This window comes from Frankia sp. AgB1.9, assembly GCF_016786355.1.
Classification (GTDB): domain Bacteria; phylum Actinomycetota; class Actinomycetes; order Frankiales; family Frankiaceae; genus Pseudofrankia.
Genome location: NZ_JADWYX010000039.1, coordinates 53,792 through 70,514, shown reverse-complemented (window position 1 = coordinate 70,514; position 16,723 = coordinate 53,792). Strand labels below are relative to the sequence as shown.

15 protein-coding genes are annotated in these 16,723 nt (G+C 73.9%); 4 read left to right on the top strand and 11 right to left on the bottom strand.

The features are described from left to right. Positions 1 to 10: 10 nt before the first annotated feature. Positions 11 to 1,702: a TerD family protein gene (locus tag I6A60_RS17670; protein WP_203055653.1), complete on the bottom strand. Its 1,692-nt coding sequence runs from the start codon at positions 1,700 to 1,702 to the stop codon at positions 11 to 13. A 455-nt stretch (positions 1,703 to 2,157) separates the two neighbouring features. Here I6A60_RS17670 and I6A60_RS17665 point away from each other — a divergent pair, with 455 nt between their 5' ends. Then, the gene (locus tag I6A60_RS17665) at positions 2,158 to 2,886 is read left to right on the top strand and encodes a suppressor of fused domain protein (protein ID WP_203023195.1); all 729 of its coding nucleotides are present in this window, start codon (positions 2,158 to 2,160) and stop codon (positions 2,884 to 2,886) included. A gap of 12 nt (positions 2,887 to 2,898) precedes the next feature. Here I6A60_RS17665 and I6A60_RS17660 read toward each other — a convergent pair whose 3' ends face one another. From I6A60_RS17660 to I6A60_RS17645, 4 genes are all read right to left on the bottom strand, one after another. Then, positions 2,899 to 3,843 carry a diacylglycerol kinase family protein gene (locus I6A60_RS17660; protein WP_203023196.1) on the bottom strand — a complete coding sequence of 315 codons (945 nt, stop codon included), beginning with the start codon at positions 3,841 to 3,843 and terminating at the stop codon, positions 2,899 to 2,901. Between the two features lie 111 nt (positions 3,844 to 3,954). Further along, positions 3,955 to 4,602: a DUF6758 family protein gene (locus tag I6A60_RS17655; RefSeq protein WP_203023197.1), complete on the bottom strand. Its 648-nt coding sequence runs from the start codon at positions 4,600 to 4,602 to the stop codon at positions 3,955 to 3,957. A gap of 148 nt (positions 4,603 to 4,750) precedes the next feature. Next, entirely contained in the window at positions 4,751 to 5,257 is a 507-nt protein-coding gene (locus I6A60_RS17650; protein WP_013421929.1) for a MaoC family dehydratase, read from the bottom strand. 266 nt (positions 5,258 to 5,523) lie between these two features. After that, positions 5,524 to 6,732 carry an Mrp/NBP35 family ATP-binding protein gene (locus I6A60_RS17645; protein ID WP_203023198.1) on the bottom strand — a complete coding sequence of 403 codons (1,209 nt, stop codon included), beginning with the start codon at positions 6,730 to 6,732 and terminating at the stop codon, positions 5,524 to 5,526. A gap of 483 nt (positions 6,733 to 7,215) precedes the next feature. Between I6A60_RS17645 and I6A60_RS17640 the strand changes: the two genes are divergently transcribed. Continuing rightward, entirely contained in the window at positions 7,216 to 7,821 is a 606-nt protein-coding gene (locus I6A60_RS17640) for a MarR family transcriptional regulator (RefSeq protein ID WP_203023199.1), read from the top strand. Between the two features lie 26 nt (positions 7,822 to 7,847). On the opposite strand, the gene tatB is transcribed toward I6A60_RS17640, so the two are convergent. The 4 genes from tatB to sigE form a co-directional block, all read right to left on the bottom strand. Then, positions 7,848 to 8,300 (bottom strand): Sec-independent protein translocase protein TatB, encoded by a 453-nt coding sequence (gene tatB, locus I6A60_RS17635; protein WP_203023200.1) that lies wholly within the window; start codon positions 8,298 to 8,300, stop codon positions 7,848 to 7,850. Positions 8,301 to 8,437: 137 nt separating this feature from the next. Further along, the gene (locus I6A60_RS43600) at positions 8,438 to 10,783 is read right to left on the bottom strand and encodes a trypsin-like peptidase domain-containing protein (protein WP_307873737.1); all 2,346 of its coding nucleotides are present in this window, start codon (positions 10,781 to 10,783) and stop codon (positions 8,438 to 8,440) included. Between the two features lie 220 nt (positions 10,784 to 11,003). After that, the gene (locus I6A60_RS17625) at positions 11,004 to 11,681 is read right to left on the bottom strand and encodes an anti-sigma factor (protein WP_203042567.1); all 678 of its coding nucleotides are present in this window, start codon (positions 11,679 to 11,681) and stop codon (positions 11,004 to 11,006) included. After that, positions 11,678 to 12,457 carry an RNA polymerase sigma factor SigE gene (sigE, locus tag I6A60_RS17620; RefSeq protein WP_238435664.1) on the bottom strand — a complete coding sequence of 260 codons (780 nt, stop codon included), beginning with the start codon at positions 12,455 to 12,457 and terminating at the stop codon, positions 11,678 to 11,680. The genes I6A60_RS17625 and sigE overlap by 4 nt, the downstream gene beginning before the upstream one ends. Positions 12,458 to 12,668: 211 nt before the next feature. On the opposite strand from sigE, the gene I6A60_RS17615 reads away from it, so the two are divergent. Next, positions 12,669 to 13,331: an O-methyltransferase gene (locus I6A60_RS17615; protein WP_013421922.1), complete on the top strand. Its 663-nt coding sequence runs from the start codon at positions 12,669 to 12,671 to the stop codon at positions 13,329 to 13,331. 263 nt (positions 13,332 to 13,594) lie between these two features. Beyond that, a complete protein-coding gene (locus I6A60_RS17610; RefSeq protein ID WP_238435644.1) occupies positions 13,595 to 14,164 on the top strand; it encodes a PGRS family protein in 570 nt (189 codons plus the stop codon). A gap of 15 nt (positions 14,165 to 14,179) precedes the next feature. On the opposite strand, the gene I6A60_RS17605 is transcribed toward I6A60_RS17610, so the two are convergent. Together I6A60_RS17605 and I6A60_RS17600 are read right to left on the bottom strand one after the other, a co-directional pair. Further along, positions 14,180 to 14,680, bottom strand: coding sequence for a hypothetical protein (locus I6A60_RS17605; RefSeq protein ID WP_238435643.1), 501 nt, complete (start codon positions 14,678 to 14,680; stop codon positions 14,180 to 14,182). Positions 14,681 to 14,747: 67 nt separating this feature from the next. Next, positions 14,748 to 16,529: a M17 family metallopeptidase gene (locus I6A60_RS17600; RefSeq protein WP_203042566.1), complete on the bottom strand. Its 1,782-nt coding sequence runs from the start codon at positions 16,527 to 16,529 to the stop codon at positions 14,748 to 14,750. Positions 16,530 to 16,723 lie beyond the last annotated feature (194 nt).

Below are 16,723 nucleotides of genomic sequence, written 5' to 3'. Positions count from 1 at the left end.
CGAGGGCGGCTCAGAGATACTGGCGGGCCGGTTCGATCATGGCACGGACCGTCTTGCCGTCGTGGAACTCACCGATCGCGGTCATCGACCACACCGGCGTGTTCGGCACCCGCTGGACCTTGCACATCACCAGGCCGGTGGACCGCTTGGAGTCCGACAGGTCGAACCGGACCAGCTCCTGGCTGGTCAGGTCGTCGATCAGCCGGCAGTAGGCCCGCCGGACGTCGGTGAACGGCTGACCCGCGAAGCTGTTCACGGTGAAGACCAGCGCGATCACCGTCGGCGGCAGCGCCCCGAGGTCGACGAAGATCGTCTCGTCGTCGCCCTCGCCAGCCCCGGTGAGGTTGTCGCCGGAGTGCCGCACAGCGCCCTTCGCGCCCTTCTTGGACATGAACCAGACGCGGTCGACGTCCTTGCCGTGCGCGTCGTAGAGGATGCAGGACGCGTCCAGGTCGATGTCCTTGCCCTGGGCGGCCGGATCCCAGCCGAGCGCCATCCGGACCCTGGTCAGCGGCGGAGCGCCCGTCTTCACCAGTGAGACGGCCTCGCCCTTGCGCAGCGACACGCGTCCCTTGTCGAGGTTGACCCCGGCGGCCGGCGGCCCCCAGGCCTTGTTCATGGCCGGCGGACCGGGCGGCGGGCCCCACTGGCCCCCGGCGGGCGGTCCCCCGGGCTGTCCGGGCTGCGGCGCGCCCCAGGCAGGGTTCACCGGCGCCCCGGCTGGAGGTGCCCACTGCTGCCCCGACTGGCCGGCCCACTGGCCCGACTGCGCCCCGGGCGGGGGCGGCGGCGCGGCCCACTGGTCCGGCTGGCCGGGCGGCGGGCCCCACTGCGGCGGGCCCTGCGGCTGCGCGTGACCCCCCGGCGGCGGCTGCGGCGCCCGCGGCGGCTGTTGCCCGTACTGCGGCTGGCCCGCCGGCGGGGGACCCCACTGCGGCGACGCGGGTGGCTGGCCCTGGGCCGGTCCGCCAGGAGGCGGCCCAGTGGCCGCGCCGCGCGACGGCGGGGAGGCGGGGGTCGGCGGCTGGTCCGGCCGGACCAGCTGGGTCGGAGCCTCGTAGTCGCCCTCCCCCCACCTTCCTGGCCCGCCCGCCGGGGTGGGCGGCGCCGCCGGCGCGCTTGGGCGCGTCAGAGGCTGCGGCGGCGGGGGCGTGCGTACCGGGGCCGGCGGCGCGACCGGAGCCTGCGGGGCGGCCGCGGGGGCGTCGCCGTCGACGCTGATGCCGAAGTCGGTGGCGATACCCGCGAGCCCGGAGGCATAGCCCTGGCCGACCGCGCGCACCTTCCAACTGCCCGCGCGCCGGTAGAGCTCGACCATGATGAGGGCGGTCTCGGTCCGCAGGTCCGACGGGTCGAAGCGGGCGATCTCGGCACCGCCCTGGCTGGCACGAACCGCGACGCTCAGCCCGTTCACCGCCGCGAATGTCGCCGGCCCGGAGCCGTCCAGGCTGCCAGTCACGACCACCTTGTCGACGTCCGGGGGCACCGCCTGCAGCGAGAACTCCAGCGTCGACGGTGGCCGCAGCCGTACGCCAGGGCCGGTGGGCTGGTTGTAGAAGACGAAGTCGGCGTCCGAGCGAACCCGGCCGGACGCGGTGACGAGCAGCGCGGCGATGTCCAGCGGCGTCGACGAGGAGATCTCCACTCGCACGTCCGGCGTCGGCAGCGGCGCGTTCGCCCCCTTGCTCAGCACCCCAGCCATGGTTGCCTCCGTCTCGCCTGCACTCCCCCGGCCAACGCGACCAGCGGCCTCGATCGTTCCAGATGCCGCCCACACCGCGACAGCGCCCACCGCCCAATTGCGCCTCAGCGTGCCGCACAACCCCACCCGGCCTCAACGAATGTCGCCAGACAGACCGTTCAACGCCGGACCACGGAACCGCTTCGCCTGGTAGTGCCGCCTCAGCAGGGTTCACCCATTCCGGCGTCCCCTGATCACCTTTTCGGCCCTCCGATGGTCGTGACCGGGTCTGTTTCATAGCCACCAGAGGGCGAAAACAGCGATCAAGGCGACCGGAGGACCTTGGCGGTCACGGCACTCGCCAGACGCTGCCCCCTCGCCAGTACCGCGCCCTACCCGGCACGGCCGCGTCCACACTCGGGCCGCCCGGCGGCTGACGGATCGGGCGCCCGGCGCCCGACCGTAGGATCAGGCTCGTGGACGTACGCGCCGCGGTCGAACGGCACCTGGTGGCCACGTTCGGGCCGATCACCGGCCGCGCCGGGGTCACGTTCCTGGGTGCCGACCCCATCGACGTGCTGCGGTTCGGCCCTCAGCCGGATGGCTTCTTCCGGTATGCGACGGTCGGCATGTCCGCGGAGCCGATGAGCGACCCGACGGCGGCCGTGCGCGACCCCGCCGGCCCGCGCGCCGAGCTGGTTCTCTCCCTGCGGACGCCGCGCGACAGCGTGGTGCGCCGGCTGGCGGTGCTGGCCGCGATCCCCGCGATCGAGGGCGTGCCAGTCGTCGCCGGCTCCGGTCTCGACCTCGGCGAACCGCTCTGGGACGACGCCCGCTTCCACGCGGTGCTGGTCGGTGAGCCGGGCGGCCTGGTACCGGACCTGCCGACCACCGACCTCACCGGCCCCGCGAGCTCGACCAGGCCCGCAAGCTCGACTGGCCCCTCAGGCCTCGCCAACCCCGCAGGTTCGGGCAGCCCCGCGGGCCTCGCTGACCCCGGGGAGTCAGGCGGCCCCGCCAGCCCGGACGACCCCGGAGCCTCGGCTGGAGAGCCGGCGTCGGTCCGCTTCCTGCCGCTGTTCCCGATGACGCCGAACGAGTCCGCGTTCAAGCGGGTCCACGGCGCCGGCGCCCTGCGGGAACGCTGGCTGGCCGACGAGCTGGACCTGCGCGACCCCACCCGCCGCGAGGCCCGCCTGACCTGAGCAGATGTGAGCTCAGCTGGTGGGTGGGGCGAGGAGGCGTAGGGCGCCGGGGCGGACGAGGATCTCGGCTGGGAGGTCCGCGACCGGGTCGCCGTCCGCGTAGACCTGGAAGGGCCGGTCGGCGTCCACTGTCAGCCGGGCGGCCCGGCGCACGGTTACGTGCTTCGTGTCGACGTGCCGGCCCGAGAAGACCCGGGGAAACAGGGCCAGCAGGGTGAGCCGGCCGCAGCGGTGGATGAAGATCACTTCTAGCTTGCCGTCGGCGATGTCGGCGTCCGGGGCCATCCGCATCCCACCGCCGTAGTAGGCGGCGTTCGCGGCGCCCACCGTCCAGCCGACGATCTGTTCGGGCTCGCCGCCGTCGACGCTGACGGTGAACCTCACCGGGCGCCACGACACCATCGAGCGCAGGACCGCATACGTGTACACGCTCTGCCCGCGCAGCCAGCGCGTCCGGTTCGCCAGCGCGTTGACCTCGGAGTCGAAGCCGAGGCTCGCGATGCCGATGAACGGGGTGCCGCCCGCCTCCGGCAGGTCGACGCGACGCTCGACCGCCGTGGCGAGCGCCGTCGCGGCGGCCACGGGGTCACGGCCGATGCCGAGGCCCCGAGCGAAGTCGTTGCCGCGGCCGCCGGGCAGCACCGCCAGGACGCCCCCGGCAGCCGCGGTAGCCCCCGCGACCCGGCCGACCAGCCCGTCCCCGCCGAGCGCGACCGCGACCTGCCCGGCGGCGGCCGCGGCAGCGGCCAGCTCGTCGGCGTGCGCGATGTCCCTGGTCGGGGACACCTCGACGTCGGTGGCCCAGCCGCGCAGCGCCGCCTCGACGGCGGGCAGCACCTTCCCGGCGCGGCCGTGGCCGGCGCTCGGGTTCACGATCACCCGGAGCCGGTCGAGCTGGACCGGCGCGTCCTCTGGTACGGCCGGGACCGCCGGTGCGGGGTCCGCGGTTTCGGTCATGGCGGCCGATCGCCTCTCGCTCGGGTTCGCCTCGGGCGACGCCCGGGTGTGCCAGAGCCTACGAGCAGACGGGACGGGGACGCCGATGGGATCGCGGCCCGTCCGGAGGGCTCAGGCCGCCGAGGAGGCCATTCTCGTTCCCAGCCGATCGGTGGGCGCGCCGAACATCAGGCGGTCGGTCAGCGTCTGTTGGTCACCCAGGTCCGCCAGCACGAGGTGCTCCAGCAGCAGCAGCGCGGCGTCCGCGGGCCAGAGCAGCACCCACAGCCAGACGCCGCCGGCCTCACCGACGAAGGCGGCCCGGTCCGGCGGTGACCGCACCGGCCACAGCGCGGTCGGATGCCCGGCCGCCTCGACCTTCGCCTCCGGCAGCGTGTCGAGCTGGTTGGGGTCGGGCCCGGCGATCCCGGCGAACCGGGCGCCGAGACCGGTGCCCGGCGACTCGGCCACCAGCAGCATGTCGGCGGGGCCGCCGACCGGCGACGGCCCGGCCGTGGCCAGTGCGGTCGCCCGGGCACCGGTCCGGTCGTCTCCGGCCCAGCCGACGCCTCCGACGGTCCAGTGCACCGGCATCGGCGTCGGCACCCAGACGGGCACGGCGGCCGAGCTGGCGAGCTGGCGCAGAGCCTCCTCCGGTGCCGCCGTCGCCTCGCGCCAGGGAGCGACGGCTGCGTGCACGTCACACCGCCATTGGTCGCTCCGCACGTCGGGCGGCCTTAGCTGGCCGAGGCAGCGGGGACAGGCGGGTTCGCTTGTCACCTGGCTCCTCCCGAATTTCTCCTCAAGTATCCCGGGACCACCTACAGTGGGTTACGTCCCGCCCTCAAGGTGTTGCCACCGCCCGGCCTCGACAAACCGACGACCACGGTTTGGGACCGCGCAATTCGGGGGGAGGCGGTCCGGAGGCTCAGGCCTCGGCCGGGACCGGACGGCCCGGCTGTTCGCCGCCGCGCGCCTCGCCGTAGGACCGCTTCGGGACCATCACCTTGCGCCGGTAGACGCAGACGACCACGCCGTCCTGGTTGTAACCGCGGGTCTCGACGGTGACGATGCCCCGGTCGTCCTTGCTCTTCGACTCGACCTTGTCCAGGACGGTGGACTCGCCGTAGATCGTGTCGCCGTGGAAGACCGGCTTGACGTGACGCAGCGACTCGACCTCGAGGTTGGCGATCGCCTTGCCGGACACGTCGGCCACCGACATGCCCAACAGCAGCGAGTAGACGTAGTTGCCGACGACGACGTTCCGCTTGAACTGGGTCGTCTCCTCGGCGTAGTGCGCGTCGAGGTGCAGCGGATGGTGGTTCATCGTGAGCAGGCAGAACAGATGGTCGTCGTACTCCGTGACCGTCTTGCCTGGCCAGTGCTTGTAGACGGCACCGACCTCGAACTCCTCGTAATACCGGCCGAACTGCATGCGCCCTCCCCTGACCAGACGTTCCGGGACGAGCCGGTCTGGCCACGGGCCACCGACCGCTCGTACGGGGGGAGCGTAGGCGGCGGCGCGACCCCCGCGCAGGCGTTCGCGGGCAACATCACTACCGCGCGACTCTCGAACTGTCACGCATCCGGCTGAACATCGCCCCAGCCAACGGCCGGGCGCCGCACGTGCACCACGAACAAGGGCCGTCGGCACGAGGGGCTTCCTCGTACCGACGGCCCCTGCCGACGCGGCCAGGCGTCCTAGTGAGCGTGGGGCGGCGTCGCGGCCAGCCCACGGGACGGCGACAGGTTGAGCGACCGGCCGGCGAGCCCACGGGAGCGGTGGCCGAGCCGGTCGGCGACCGTTCGCAGCTGCTTGCTGGCCTCGCAGTCCGGGTCGGACACGACGAGCGGCACGCCGGCGTCGCCGCCCTCGCGCAGCCGCACGTCCAGCGGGATCTGCGCCAGCAGCGGGACCTCGTGGCCGAGCACCGTGGTCAGCCGCTCGGCGACCGCGGCGCCGCCGCCGGCCCCGAACAGGTCGATCCGCTCGTCACAGTGCGGGCAGGGCAGGTAGGCCATGTTCTCGAGGACACCGACCACGTTCTGTCGGGTCTGGGCGGCGATCGTGCCGGCCCGCTCGGCGACCTCCGTGGCCGCGACCTGCGGGGTCGTGACGATCAGCAGCTCCGACGACGGGACCAGCTGCGCCAGCGAGATGGCGATGTCGCCGGTGCCGGGCGGCAGGTCGAGCAGCAGGACGTCGAGATCGCCCCAGAACACGTCGGAGAGGAACTGCTCCAGCGCACGGTGCAGCATCGGCCCGCGCCAGGTCACCGGGGCGTTGCCTCGGGTGAACATGCCCGTGGAGATCACCTTCACGCCGTGCGCCTGCGGCGGCATGATCATCTTGTCGACCTGCGTCGGCCCCCGGTCGATGCCGAACATCCGGGGCACCGAGTGCCCGTAGATGTCCGCGTCCAGGACGCCGACCTTCAGGCCCGACTGGGCCATCGCGACGGCCACGTTGACGGTGACCGACGACTTTCCTACGCCGCCCTTACCGCTGGCCACGCCGTAGACGCGCGTCAGCGAACCGGGCTGCGCGAACGGGATCACTCGCACCGGGGCGCCGCCGCGCAGCTTCTCGTGCAGGCCCGACCGCTGCTCGTCGCTCATCACGGACAGCACGACGCGGACGTCGGTGACCCCCGCGACGCCGCGGACGGCGCGGTCGACCCGGTTGGTGATCTCGTCCCGCATCGGGCAGCCGGACACCGTGAGCAGAACCACGACGTCGACCGACCCGTCACCACGGACCTGGATGGCCTCGACCATGTCCAGCTCGGTGATCGGCTTGCCGATCTCGGGGTCGAGCACGGTGGACAGCGCCGCCTGGACGGCGTCCTGGGTTGGCTTCGCCGAACCAGGAAGGACCCCGGCGTCGGATGAGGAAGTGGGAGCTGACAACGGAACCTCGGCCGTCTGGCTGCCGCCGAAGGGCGGTAGCGGCGGTTGTCGATCGAACTGGAGACCCGATCGAGCGGACATCAGGACGCTGTCGGGTGGTGGTGCCCGGGGGTAATGCCGGGCGGCACGCCGACGACGGCGTCTCGGAACTCCACCATAGCCCGCCGTGGCGGCCATGCGGGCCGCCGTCGAGGCCGGGACGACGCCCGTCACCCTGCCCGGCAGGCGTTCCCGCGTCGGGCGGCGCGACTGGCCCTGGACTGTGGCGCCGCCCGCCCGCCCGCGTCGGCCGGCATGCCCGGCCGCACCGGACGTACCCTGATCGAGTGTGCCTGCCCGGGTCGATGACGATGCCCCCGCGCGCGGCCCAGCGCCGCCGCCGGTCCGTCACGCCCGCGCTCGCGCCGGTCACCAAACCTCGGGCAGCCTGGCCGGGCGCCCCGGGGTCGAGCCTCGCGCGGCCAGAAGGTTCGAGCTAGCCCCATGCTCACCCAGCCAACGTCCTTGCCCGAGGCCACCAACTCCTCGGGCGTCGAGAACGAGACCACCCAGAACGAGTCAGCCACCGACGAGGCGGGCGTGCCGGAGGTCGCGAGCGACCGGGTCGACTCCAGGGGAATGCGCGCCTGGCGGAACCTGCTGCGCGCGCACGCCCAGGTCACCAGGGTGCTCGAGGCCGAGCTGGAGGAGGCGCACGGCCTCCCGCTCGCGTCCTACGACGTCCTGGTCCAGCTGGCCGAGACCCCGGACGGCGCGCTGCGGATGAGCGAGCTCGCCGACGCGGTGCTGCTGTCACGCAGCGGACTGACGCGACTGGTCGACCGTCTCGTCAAGGAGGGCCTGGTCGAGCGCCGGTCCTGCCCGTCCGACCTGCGCGGCACGCTGGCCGTGCTGACGCCAGCCGGGCTGGCCAGGCTGCGCGATGCGTCCGGGACCCATCTGCGCGGGGTCGCGCGCAACGTGCTGTCGCGCTACTCCCCGGCCGAGCTCGAGCTGCTCGGCGACCTGCTCGGCCGGCTGGCCACCGGCGACGAGGCGGGCGGCTGCGGCGAGACGGCCAGCGCAACGGGCTGCGGCCAGACCGCGTAGCGGCGGTGGCCGCCCAGCCCTCCGGCTCAGGTCGCGTCGGTGTCCCAGGGGATGTCGGCGGCCTCCGGCTGGCTCGGGCTCGCCTTCGTGGTGGCCTTGGCGCCGTTGTTCTTCGACAGCGACGTGGCGCCGCCGGGGCTCCGGTCCTTCGTCAGCAGCGGACCCGACGGGGTGTCGTCGCCGAAGAGGTCGAGCTTGCCGTGCTTGTCGAGGATCGACGGGAAGAGCGCGTCGTCGTCGTCCTCCAGCAGGGCCTTGCGGACGAACGTCTTCGGGTGCAGGTCCCGGATGTCCAGATCGGCGTACTCCGGGCCCAGCTCCGCCCGCAGGTCGTTGGTCACCCCGGTCGCCATCTGCCGGAGCTGTCGAATCAGCCTGCCGGCATCGCGCGCCACCCTGGGAAGCTTGTCCGGACCGAAGACGAACAGTCCGATCACCAGCAGGACAGCGATTTCACCCCATCCAAGCCCGTTGAACACCGGCCGAGCGTACCTCTGCCACCCTCGCCCGCGAAGGCCCCGCACATGACGCTCTGGTAAGGGTCTCGATTCATTTCCAGGTCCAGCCCGGGCCAGCCGCCGGCCGACGGCGGTGCCGGGGCGGGGCCGACCGGGGCTCAGGCCTGCTGCTCGGCCAGGGTGACCTGCGTGGTGGCGGTGTGGCCGGCCCGGACGTAGCTGACGCTCAGCCGGTCGCCGACGTGGTGCAGCCGGGCCGTCTCCAGCAGCTGGTCCGCGGTCGTGACCGCCTGGCCGTCGATCTTCGTCACCACGTCGCCGACCCGCAGGCCCGCCGACGCGGCCGGGCCACCCTGGTCGAGGTCGCGGATCAGCGCGCCCGGCACCCGGCCACTGCTGGCCGCGGCCGCCGCCGTGACGGTGTCGGCCGACACACCCAGGTATGGGTGGGTCGCATGCCCCGTCTGGATGATCTCCTGGGCGATCGACCGGGCGTAGTCGATCGGGATCGCGAAGCCCACGCCGATGTTGCCGGTCTGCCCGTCCGCGCCGCCGGGAGCACCCGGAACCGCGCCGATCGCGGTGTTGATGCCGATCACCTGGCCGAGCGCGTCCAGCAGCGGGCCGCCCGAGCTGCCCGGGTTGATCGCCGCGTCGGTCTGGATCGCGCCGGCGAGAACCGTCGTCGCCCCGCCGGCGACCGGCTCCGTCGGGCTGCGGTCCAGCGCGCTCACGATGCCCGTGGTGACCGTGCCGGACAGGCCGAGCGGGGCGCCGATCGCGATCACCGGGTCGCCGACCCGCAGCGGCGCCGACTGTCCGAGCGTCGCGGCCGGCAGCGAGGCGCCCGAATCGATCTTGATCACGGCGAGGTCGGTCTTCGGGTCCTGACCGACGAGGTGCGCCGGCAGTTGGGTGACGTCCTGGTAGCGGCTGATGACGATCTTGTCGCCGCTGGTCGCGGACGCGATGACGTGCGCGTTGGTGAGGATGTAGCCGTCCGAGCGGATGATCACTCCGGCGCCGGTGCTGCCGTCGTGGCCCTGTACCTCGACGGTGACGACCGACGGCAGCGCCTTCGCGGCCACGTCGGCCACCGACCCGGCACCGGTCACGGGCACGGTCGCACTGACGATCATCCCTGCGCCACCGGAGCCGGCGTCGTGGGGCGCTAGCCAGGCGGCGAACCCGCCACCGACCAGGCCGCCCAGCACCCCTGCCGTGACCGCGGCCGCGGCGAGTGCCCGTCCGCTGAACCGTCGCCGGCGCCCGTCGCCCGCGGCGGCGGGCTGTGTCTCGTCCCGATCAGCTGGCTCGACACGCTCGACCCGGGTACCGCCGGCCGGGACGCCGCGAGACGGCCGTCCAGCCACGGCCGGTTCCGACGGCGGCCGCCGGTGCTGGTGCTGATGTGCGGGGCGCTCAGTGGGCGGCGCGACGGGCGGCCGAGGCGTCTGGGCCCGTGCCGCCGGCTGGTCGCGACCAGCCGAACCACCGCCGGCCACCGCCGGCGTCCACGGCGTCGTCTCCCCCGGCTGCGGCGGGATCGGCTGTGCCCGCGATCTCGACGTGGCGGCACCGGGCTCGGGGCTCCTGGGCGGAGCGGGCTTCGCCGCGGACGGCTGGCGCGCGTCGGTCACCTGGCCGGCCGCGTCCCGCCCGGCCGGCTCGTCCTTCGTGTCCGCCGGCGACCCAGCCTTCACAGGCGGACCAGCTTTCGCGGGCGTCCCAGCCTTGGTGCTGGACCCGTCCTGCGCGGCCGGCCCGGCCTGCGCGGTCGACCCGGCCTGCGCGGTCGACCCGGCCTGCGCGGTCGATCCGGCCTGTGCCGTCGTCCCAGACGGGGTCGGCCCAGACGACGCCGGCGACGCGGCCGGCGCCGACTGCTCGGTCGACGCAGGGGCCTGGGCGCTCGGCGTCGGCTCCGCGGGCGTCTGGCGGTACCAGGGAGGCCGCTGCGGCCGCGGCGGCCGACCCGACGGCTCGTTGTCCGACGGTTGTTCTGCGGCTGTCTCGGCGGGGTCGTCCCGCTCGTCGGGCTGCGCCACCGTCGGTACACCCCGCGACGCCGGGGCGGCGGGCTCGACCGGGGCAGGCGTGGCGTCCGCCTCCAACCGGCGGGGACGCGCCGGTGCCGCGGGCTTGTGGGTCTCGGGCTTGGGACCTTCCGGCTTACCGGTCTCAGGCCTGCGGCTCTCGGGGGTGGGCGGGTCGACGGCGGCGGCCGGCTTCGCGCCAAGGCCGAGCGGGTCGGCCGGGTCGAGGTCGGGCTCGCCGGACCCCTGCGAACCGGTCGTGGCCGGGCCGGACGTCAGGGCGGGGCTGGGCGTCCGGGCCGCGGGGCGAGCGCCGGAGCCACGGGGGCCAAGCGGGTCGGGCCGGCCGGACAGGTCTACCGCCCGCACCGCCCCCGCGAGCGCCTGGGCACGTTGCGCGGCGACCCGGCCCAGCGCGTTCGTCGCGGCGGCATCGCTGCCCACAGGCTCGCCGTCGGTCACGCCCACGCGCCCTCCGATCACGCCCACGCCGCTCGGAGAACTCCCGATCCCCTGGGCCGGCCCGCCCAGGACGGCGTGTGCGGAATACACGGTAAGGCCTGTTCGTGAACTCCCCCACAGCGCCTGGACAGCCGACCCACATCGGGAGGCCGACTGATCCGGTGTAGGGCACACCGTGACAAAAGCGCGCCCCGAGCGTCATCTGCCGGTAACGCCCGGCCGGATCTCAGCGCCGCAGCGCATAGGAGACGGGCGCGATCTGCGGCGTCGCCCGACCGCCGTTGGCCACCGGTTGCTGGCTGGCTGGGGCGGACGGCCGCACGTTCGACGAGCTGCCGCCGGCCACGCTCGCGTGGTCCGACGCGGCGGCGCCGGTCACCGTGAGCACCATCAGCGCCGCCGAGCTGATCAGTGTCCGGCGGACCCGGGACCGCCGAGCCGGCCGGACCAGGCCGACACCGAGCAGCGGCGTCCGCCCCGGGCGCACGATCCCACTGGCCGGCGCCGTGCGGTCGCCCCGTCCCGGCGGGCCAACCAGGACCAGGCGCTGACGCGGCGACGGCCCGAACGCGACGGCGTGCGCCGGGCCTGCCACCGGCACCCGCGGCTGCGTCAGCACGGCGGCATGCCTACCGGCGACCAACGCGAGATCGTCGGTACCGCGGCTCTCGGCCGGCTCGGCGCTCGGTAGACCGACGCCGAGCCCGCGCAGCCGATCGGCCAGCTGGTCCGGCAGGGCCGGATCCCACAGGCCGGCGAGCCGCTGCTTCATCCTGCGGTACTCGGCCACCTGCCGCCGGCAGGTCGGGCAGTGCGCCAGATGGGCCAGCGCCCGGTCTCGATCGTCGTGCCGCAGCTGGCCGTCCACGAGCGGGCAGAGCCGCTCGCCGAGGTGTCCCGTCACGCCCGGCTCTCCGCGCCGACCTCGACGCCGGCGTTGACCGCGGCGCGACGCCGGCGGCCTCGGGGCCGCGCTCCCCCTTCCCGGCTGCTGGGCACCGGGGATGGGTCGGGGGTCACCTCTGCCGACGCCAGCAGCGCCACCGGGTCCGGCAGCTGGGCCGGCACGGCGGCGATGGCGTCCTCGTCGATGTCGACGGCCCGCGACTCACGCGGGGCACGGTCCGCGAGCGCCGCCCGCAGCATGGCCCGCCCGCGCGAGATCCGGCTGCGCACGGTTCCGAGCTTGACGCCCAACGTCTGCGCGATCTCCTCGTAGGACAGCTGCTCGATGTCACACAGCACGACGGCGGCCCGGAAGTCCGGCGGCAGGGCGGCAAGGGCTGCCTCGATGTCCGCGTCCAGATGTGCCTCGGCGTAGACGGCCTCCGGGCTCGCCTCGCGGCCGGCCAGCCGCTCGGTGTCCTCCGGCAGCGCGTCGAACCGGATCTTCTGCTGCCGGCGCATCCGGTCCAGGAAGAGGTTCGTGGTGATCCGGTGCAGCCAGCCCTCGAAGGTGCCGGGTGTGTAGTCGGCGAGCGAGCGGAAGACCCGGACGAAGACGTCCTGGGTGAGGTCCTCCGCGTCGTGCGCGTTGCCGGTCAGCCGGTAGGCCAGCCGATAGACCCGGTTGCCGTGCTCGCGCACGACGTCATCCCAGGACGGCGGCACCCAGGCCGTCGCCTCCTGCGCCGACGCGACCATAGGCTGGGCCGCCTGGGTGGACGACGTGGCGTCCAGTCCAGTCACGGTGGCCTCTCGATCGATCCGGGACGATGACCGTACTCGACGGCCCGGCCACGGCGCGGCAATTCCCGCTGCGGACACGAGTGCTTCTCCCCTCGTCCAGCTAGAACGACACGTTGGCGGCGCTGGGCCCGACTCGACACGACATCTGTTGACGGGAGCAACGCGCCTTCGTACGGCGCCGTTCCCGTAGGCTGCGCTTGTCATGCCGGACACCGACATCGGCGCACAAGATCGAGCCGCCGCCTTCGCCGAGGGCTTCCTGTTGGAAGACCCGATTCTTCGTGCTGCCCGCGCCCGCGCCGAGGAGGTCGGGATTCTCCCGATCAGTCCCGGAGCCGGAGCGGTGCTGCGATTCCTCGCCGCCTCCGTGGGCGCGCGTGCCGTCGTCGAGATCGGTACCGGGACGGGTGTCTCGGGTACCTGGCTGCTGCGGGGCATGCGGCCGGACGGCACGCTGACCACGATCGACGTCGAGGCCGAGCATCTGCGCCTGGCCCGGCGCACCTACGCGGACGCCGGGATGGCGCCCAACCGGAGCCGGCTGATCACCGGCCGCGGGCTGGACGTGCTTCCCCGCCTCACCGACGGGGCCTATGACCTGGTGTTCTGTGACGCCGACCGGCGCGAGGGCACCGAGTACCTCATCCAGGCACTGCGGCTGCTGCGCCCGGGTGGAGTGGTGGCGTTCGCCGGCATCCTGATCGACGGCCTGGCCGCCGACCCGGCGGTGCGCAACCCGGAGATCATGGCCATCCGCGAGCTGGCGACCGCTGTGCGCGACGACGCCCGTCTGACGCCGATGTTGCTGAACTCCGGCGACGGACTGTTGGTTGCCGCCGTCGCGAAGTCCTATCCGGTCGGATAGCTTGCCCGGGCGGGCCGGCGGTGGTGCGGTCATGCGTTCACCTCACCCCCGGCGCCTTACGGTCACCTGAAGCGCGGGTAAGGCTGTCGGATTTCCGACATACGATCCGAATGACCCGTTCGCCGCGGGCCGCCCGGGCGAGATGACACCGCTCATAACCGGACCGGCGGCCTGGTCACCGGACAGTACGCGGCAATTCCAAGGGGACGATCATGTCTGGCAGCCGGCGGTCGGAGCGGGACCGGGGCAGCGGAAACGCCTCTATGGCGGTCTTTCTAGTCGCCGTTGCCGTCGTCGCCTGCCTCGCCGGTTACGGCGTCCGCAAGGTCACGCTGAGCAATGACGACTCGGGCACCTCGACGCCCACGGCCGCCAGCACCGCGACCCCCACGACCCCCACGGCCCCCAGCGCCCTCACCGGCCTAAACGCGGAGGTCGTCGCGATCAAGCTGGCTGCCACCGGTCTGCCGCTGAGGACAGTCAGGGTATACACCGCCGACAGCGACCCGAACCAGCTGTTCGGCAAGCCCGGCGGCTACACCAGCAAAATCGAGTTCGCCGACGCGCGGACCGGCGTCAACCTGAACGGAGTCACCAACCAGGACCCGGTCGAGATCGGCGGCAGCATCGAGGTGTTCGCCAACGCGGCCAACGCTGACGCCCGCCTCCAGCAGCTGCGCCAGATCAGCGCCGCCGGCGGGCAGCTGACCCAGGAGGTCGACTTCCGACAGGACGGTGTGGTTCTGCGGCTCTCCAGATACCTGGCCCAGACCCAGACGCAGGCCTACGGGACGGCGCTCACCGCCCTCGCCAAGCCGCCTCCCGCCGCCTGACCCTCTCGCCCTGCGCTAGTCGTCGCCGTGCGGCGACCGCGATCGGTGGAAGATCCCGGCCTTCTCGGGGTGTAGCCGCGGCGGCTGGTATTCCTGCTCGGCCGGCTCCGGCCCGGACTCCGCCGTGGGACGCGGCAGGGCGGCGACGTGCTTGCGGGCCCAGCGCAGGCTGTCGTGGTCGGTGATGACCTGCCGCCAGCCGGCGAGGGCCTCCTCGACCACGGGCAGGTCCGCGACAGCCAGAATCTCCACCCTCAGCTCGTCGACCCCGGCCTGATGCACGTTGTAGTGGTCGAACACGGGCGCGAGCAGCCCACCGCCGGGATGCGGCTCACGAACCGCGTACAGCTCCCGGGTCCGCGCGACCCAGCTCAGCCGGAAGGTCGACGCCGCATCGGTGTGGTCGGTCCAGCCGGCGCCGAAGGAGACCTCCTCGGACTCCTGACGCTCTGGGTCGGCCGCGTAGAAGTCACGGATGTTCACGAACCAGGCGTTCCCACCCGGCCCGCCACCCAACCAGGCACGATCGACCAGGCCGGCGGGCCAACAGGCCCGGCCCCGTCGGGACGTCCGGCGGCCCTGGTCAGGACCCGGCGGCCTCCCCGGCCAGCGTGGGGTCGGCGGTCAGCCAGCGCAGCAGAGTGCGGACGCCCCAGCCGGTGCCGCCGCGGGTGATCTCGGCGTCGTCGGCGTCCGACCGGGCGGTGCCGGCGATGTCCAGGTGGGCCCACGGCAGGCCGGCGGTGAACTCACGCAGGAAGAGCGCGGCCGCGATCGACCCGCCGCCGACGTTGAGGGCCGAGCCCATGTTGGCCAGATCCGCGACCGTCGACTCGAGCGCCGGGCGGTACTCCTCCACCAGTGGCAGCCGCCAGACCCGCTCGCCGGCCCGCTCCGCCGCGGCGGTCAGCTCACCGGCCAGCGCGTCGTCGCTCGCGAACAGCCCGGCCGTCCGCCGGCCGAGCGCGATCGAGACCGCTCCGGTCAGGGTCGCGAGGTCGACGAGCACCTCGGCGCCGAGCGCTCCGGCGGCGTAGGCAAGCCCGTCGGCGAGCACCAGCCGGCCCTCCGCGTCGGTGTTGAGCACCTCGACCGTCGTCCCGCCCCAGCAGCTGATGACGTCGCCCGGCCGGATGGCCGCGCCGCCGATCATGTTCTCGGCGATGCAGAGCAGGCCGGTGACCTTGCCGGGGGCGCCCAGCTCCGGCAGCGCGACCATGGTCGCGAGCACGGCCGCCGCGCCGGACATGTCGGTCTTCATGCTGGTCATCGACCCGGGGGGCTTGAGCGAGAGGCCACCGGAGTCGAAGGTGATCCCCTTGCCGACGAGCACCCGGTGTCGGGCGGCCGGGCCGTCCTCGGCCGGCGGGCCCTGGTAGCGCAGCTCGACCAGATACGGCGGCCGGGACGAGCCGCCACCGACGTGCGTCAACCCGCCGAACCCACCGGCGGCGAGCTCCTTGGCGTCCAGCAGCGTCGCGTCGAGCCCGGCGGCGCGGGCCGCCGCCGTCGCCCGTCGCGCGAGCCATTCCGGGGACTTGACCAGGCTGGGGGTGTTGATCAGGTCTCGGGCGGTCAACACGGCGCGCGCGAGCACCGACGCCCGGCGGACCGCCTCGGTGGCCTCGGCCAGCTCGGTCGACGTCAGCGCACCCGAGTACCAGACGATGACCTCGTCGAAGCCCGGGCCGCCGGCCGCGGCAGGCACGCTCTCGGCCGCGGCCGGCGGGAGCTCGTCGGTCTCGCCAGCGGGCTCGGCCGCGCCGTCGGCGTCGCGTTCGGCACCAGCCAGGTCGGTCGCGCCGGTGGAGAGGTCACCCGCCTCGACGTCCGCCGCGCCGCGCTCGGCGCTGTCCGCGTGGTCGCCGTCCGCGTGTTCGCTGTCCGGGTCCAGGTCGTCCGTCGGGATGGGCTCACCCGGGCCCTTGGGCTGCTTGTAGGCGGCAAGGGCCAGACCCTCGGTGAGCGCGGCGAGCTGCGCCGGCTCCGGGTCGGCGACCAGGGCCAACCGGTCGCCGCCGCCCGCCCTGCGGGCGAGGGCGGCCCCGGCGGTCCGCCACTCCCCGACGCCGCCGGCGCCCGCGCCGACCAGCAGCAGCCGGGTCGGCGCCTCGGCTCGGGCGAGTGGGACCACCAGCACCGAGCCGGCATCGCCACCGACGTTGTGCGCGGTCAGCAGCGCGTCGAGATCGAGGCCCAGGTCGGCGCAGGCTCCGGCGGCTGCCGGGCTGACGACGCCCACGGTGGTACCGGCCGGGGTGGCGCCGTTCTGGTCGCCCTCCGCCGGGCTGCCGGCGGCGGCCACGGCGACAGCCCCGTCGGCCGTGTCGGCCTGGGCAGACGACAGGACGACCACTGCGAGCACGGACGATTCCGGCGCGGCCGGCCCGCCGGGCCGTAGGGTGACGACCGGGACGCGCCCACTCCCGGACTCCGTACGGATGGAGATAGCCACACCTTCCCAGACCCAGAGCGAGGCGGCGGGCGACCGAGGAGCACGACGACGTGCCCACCCGCACGGTCAGCCGCGACGGCCTGCGGCGTCAACACCGAAGCGCC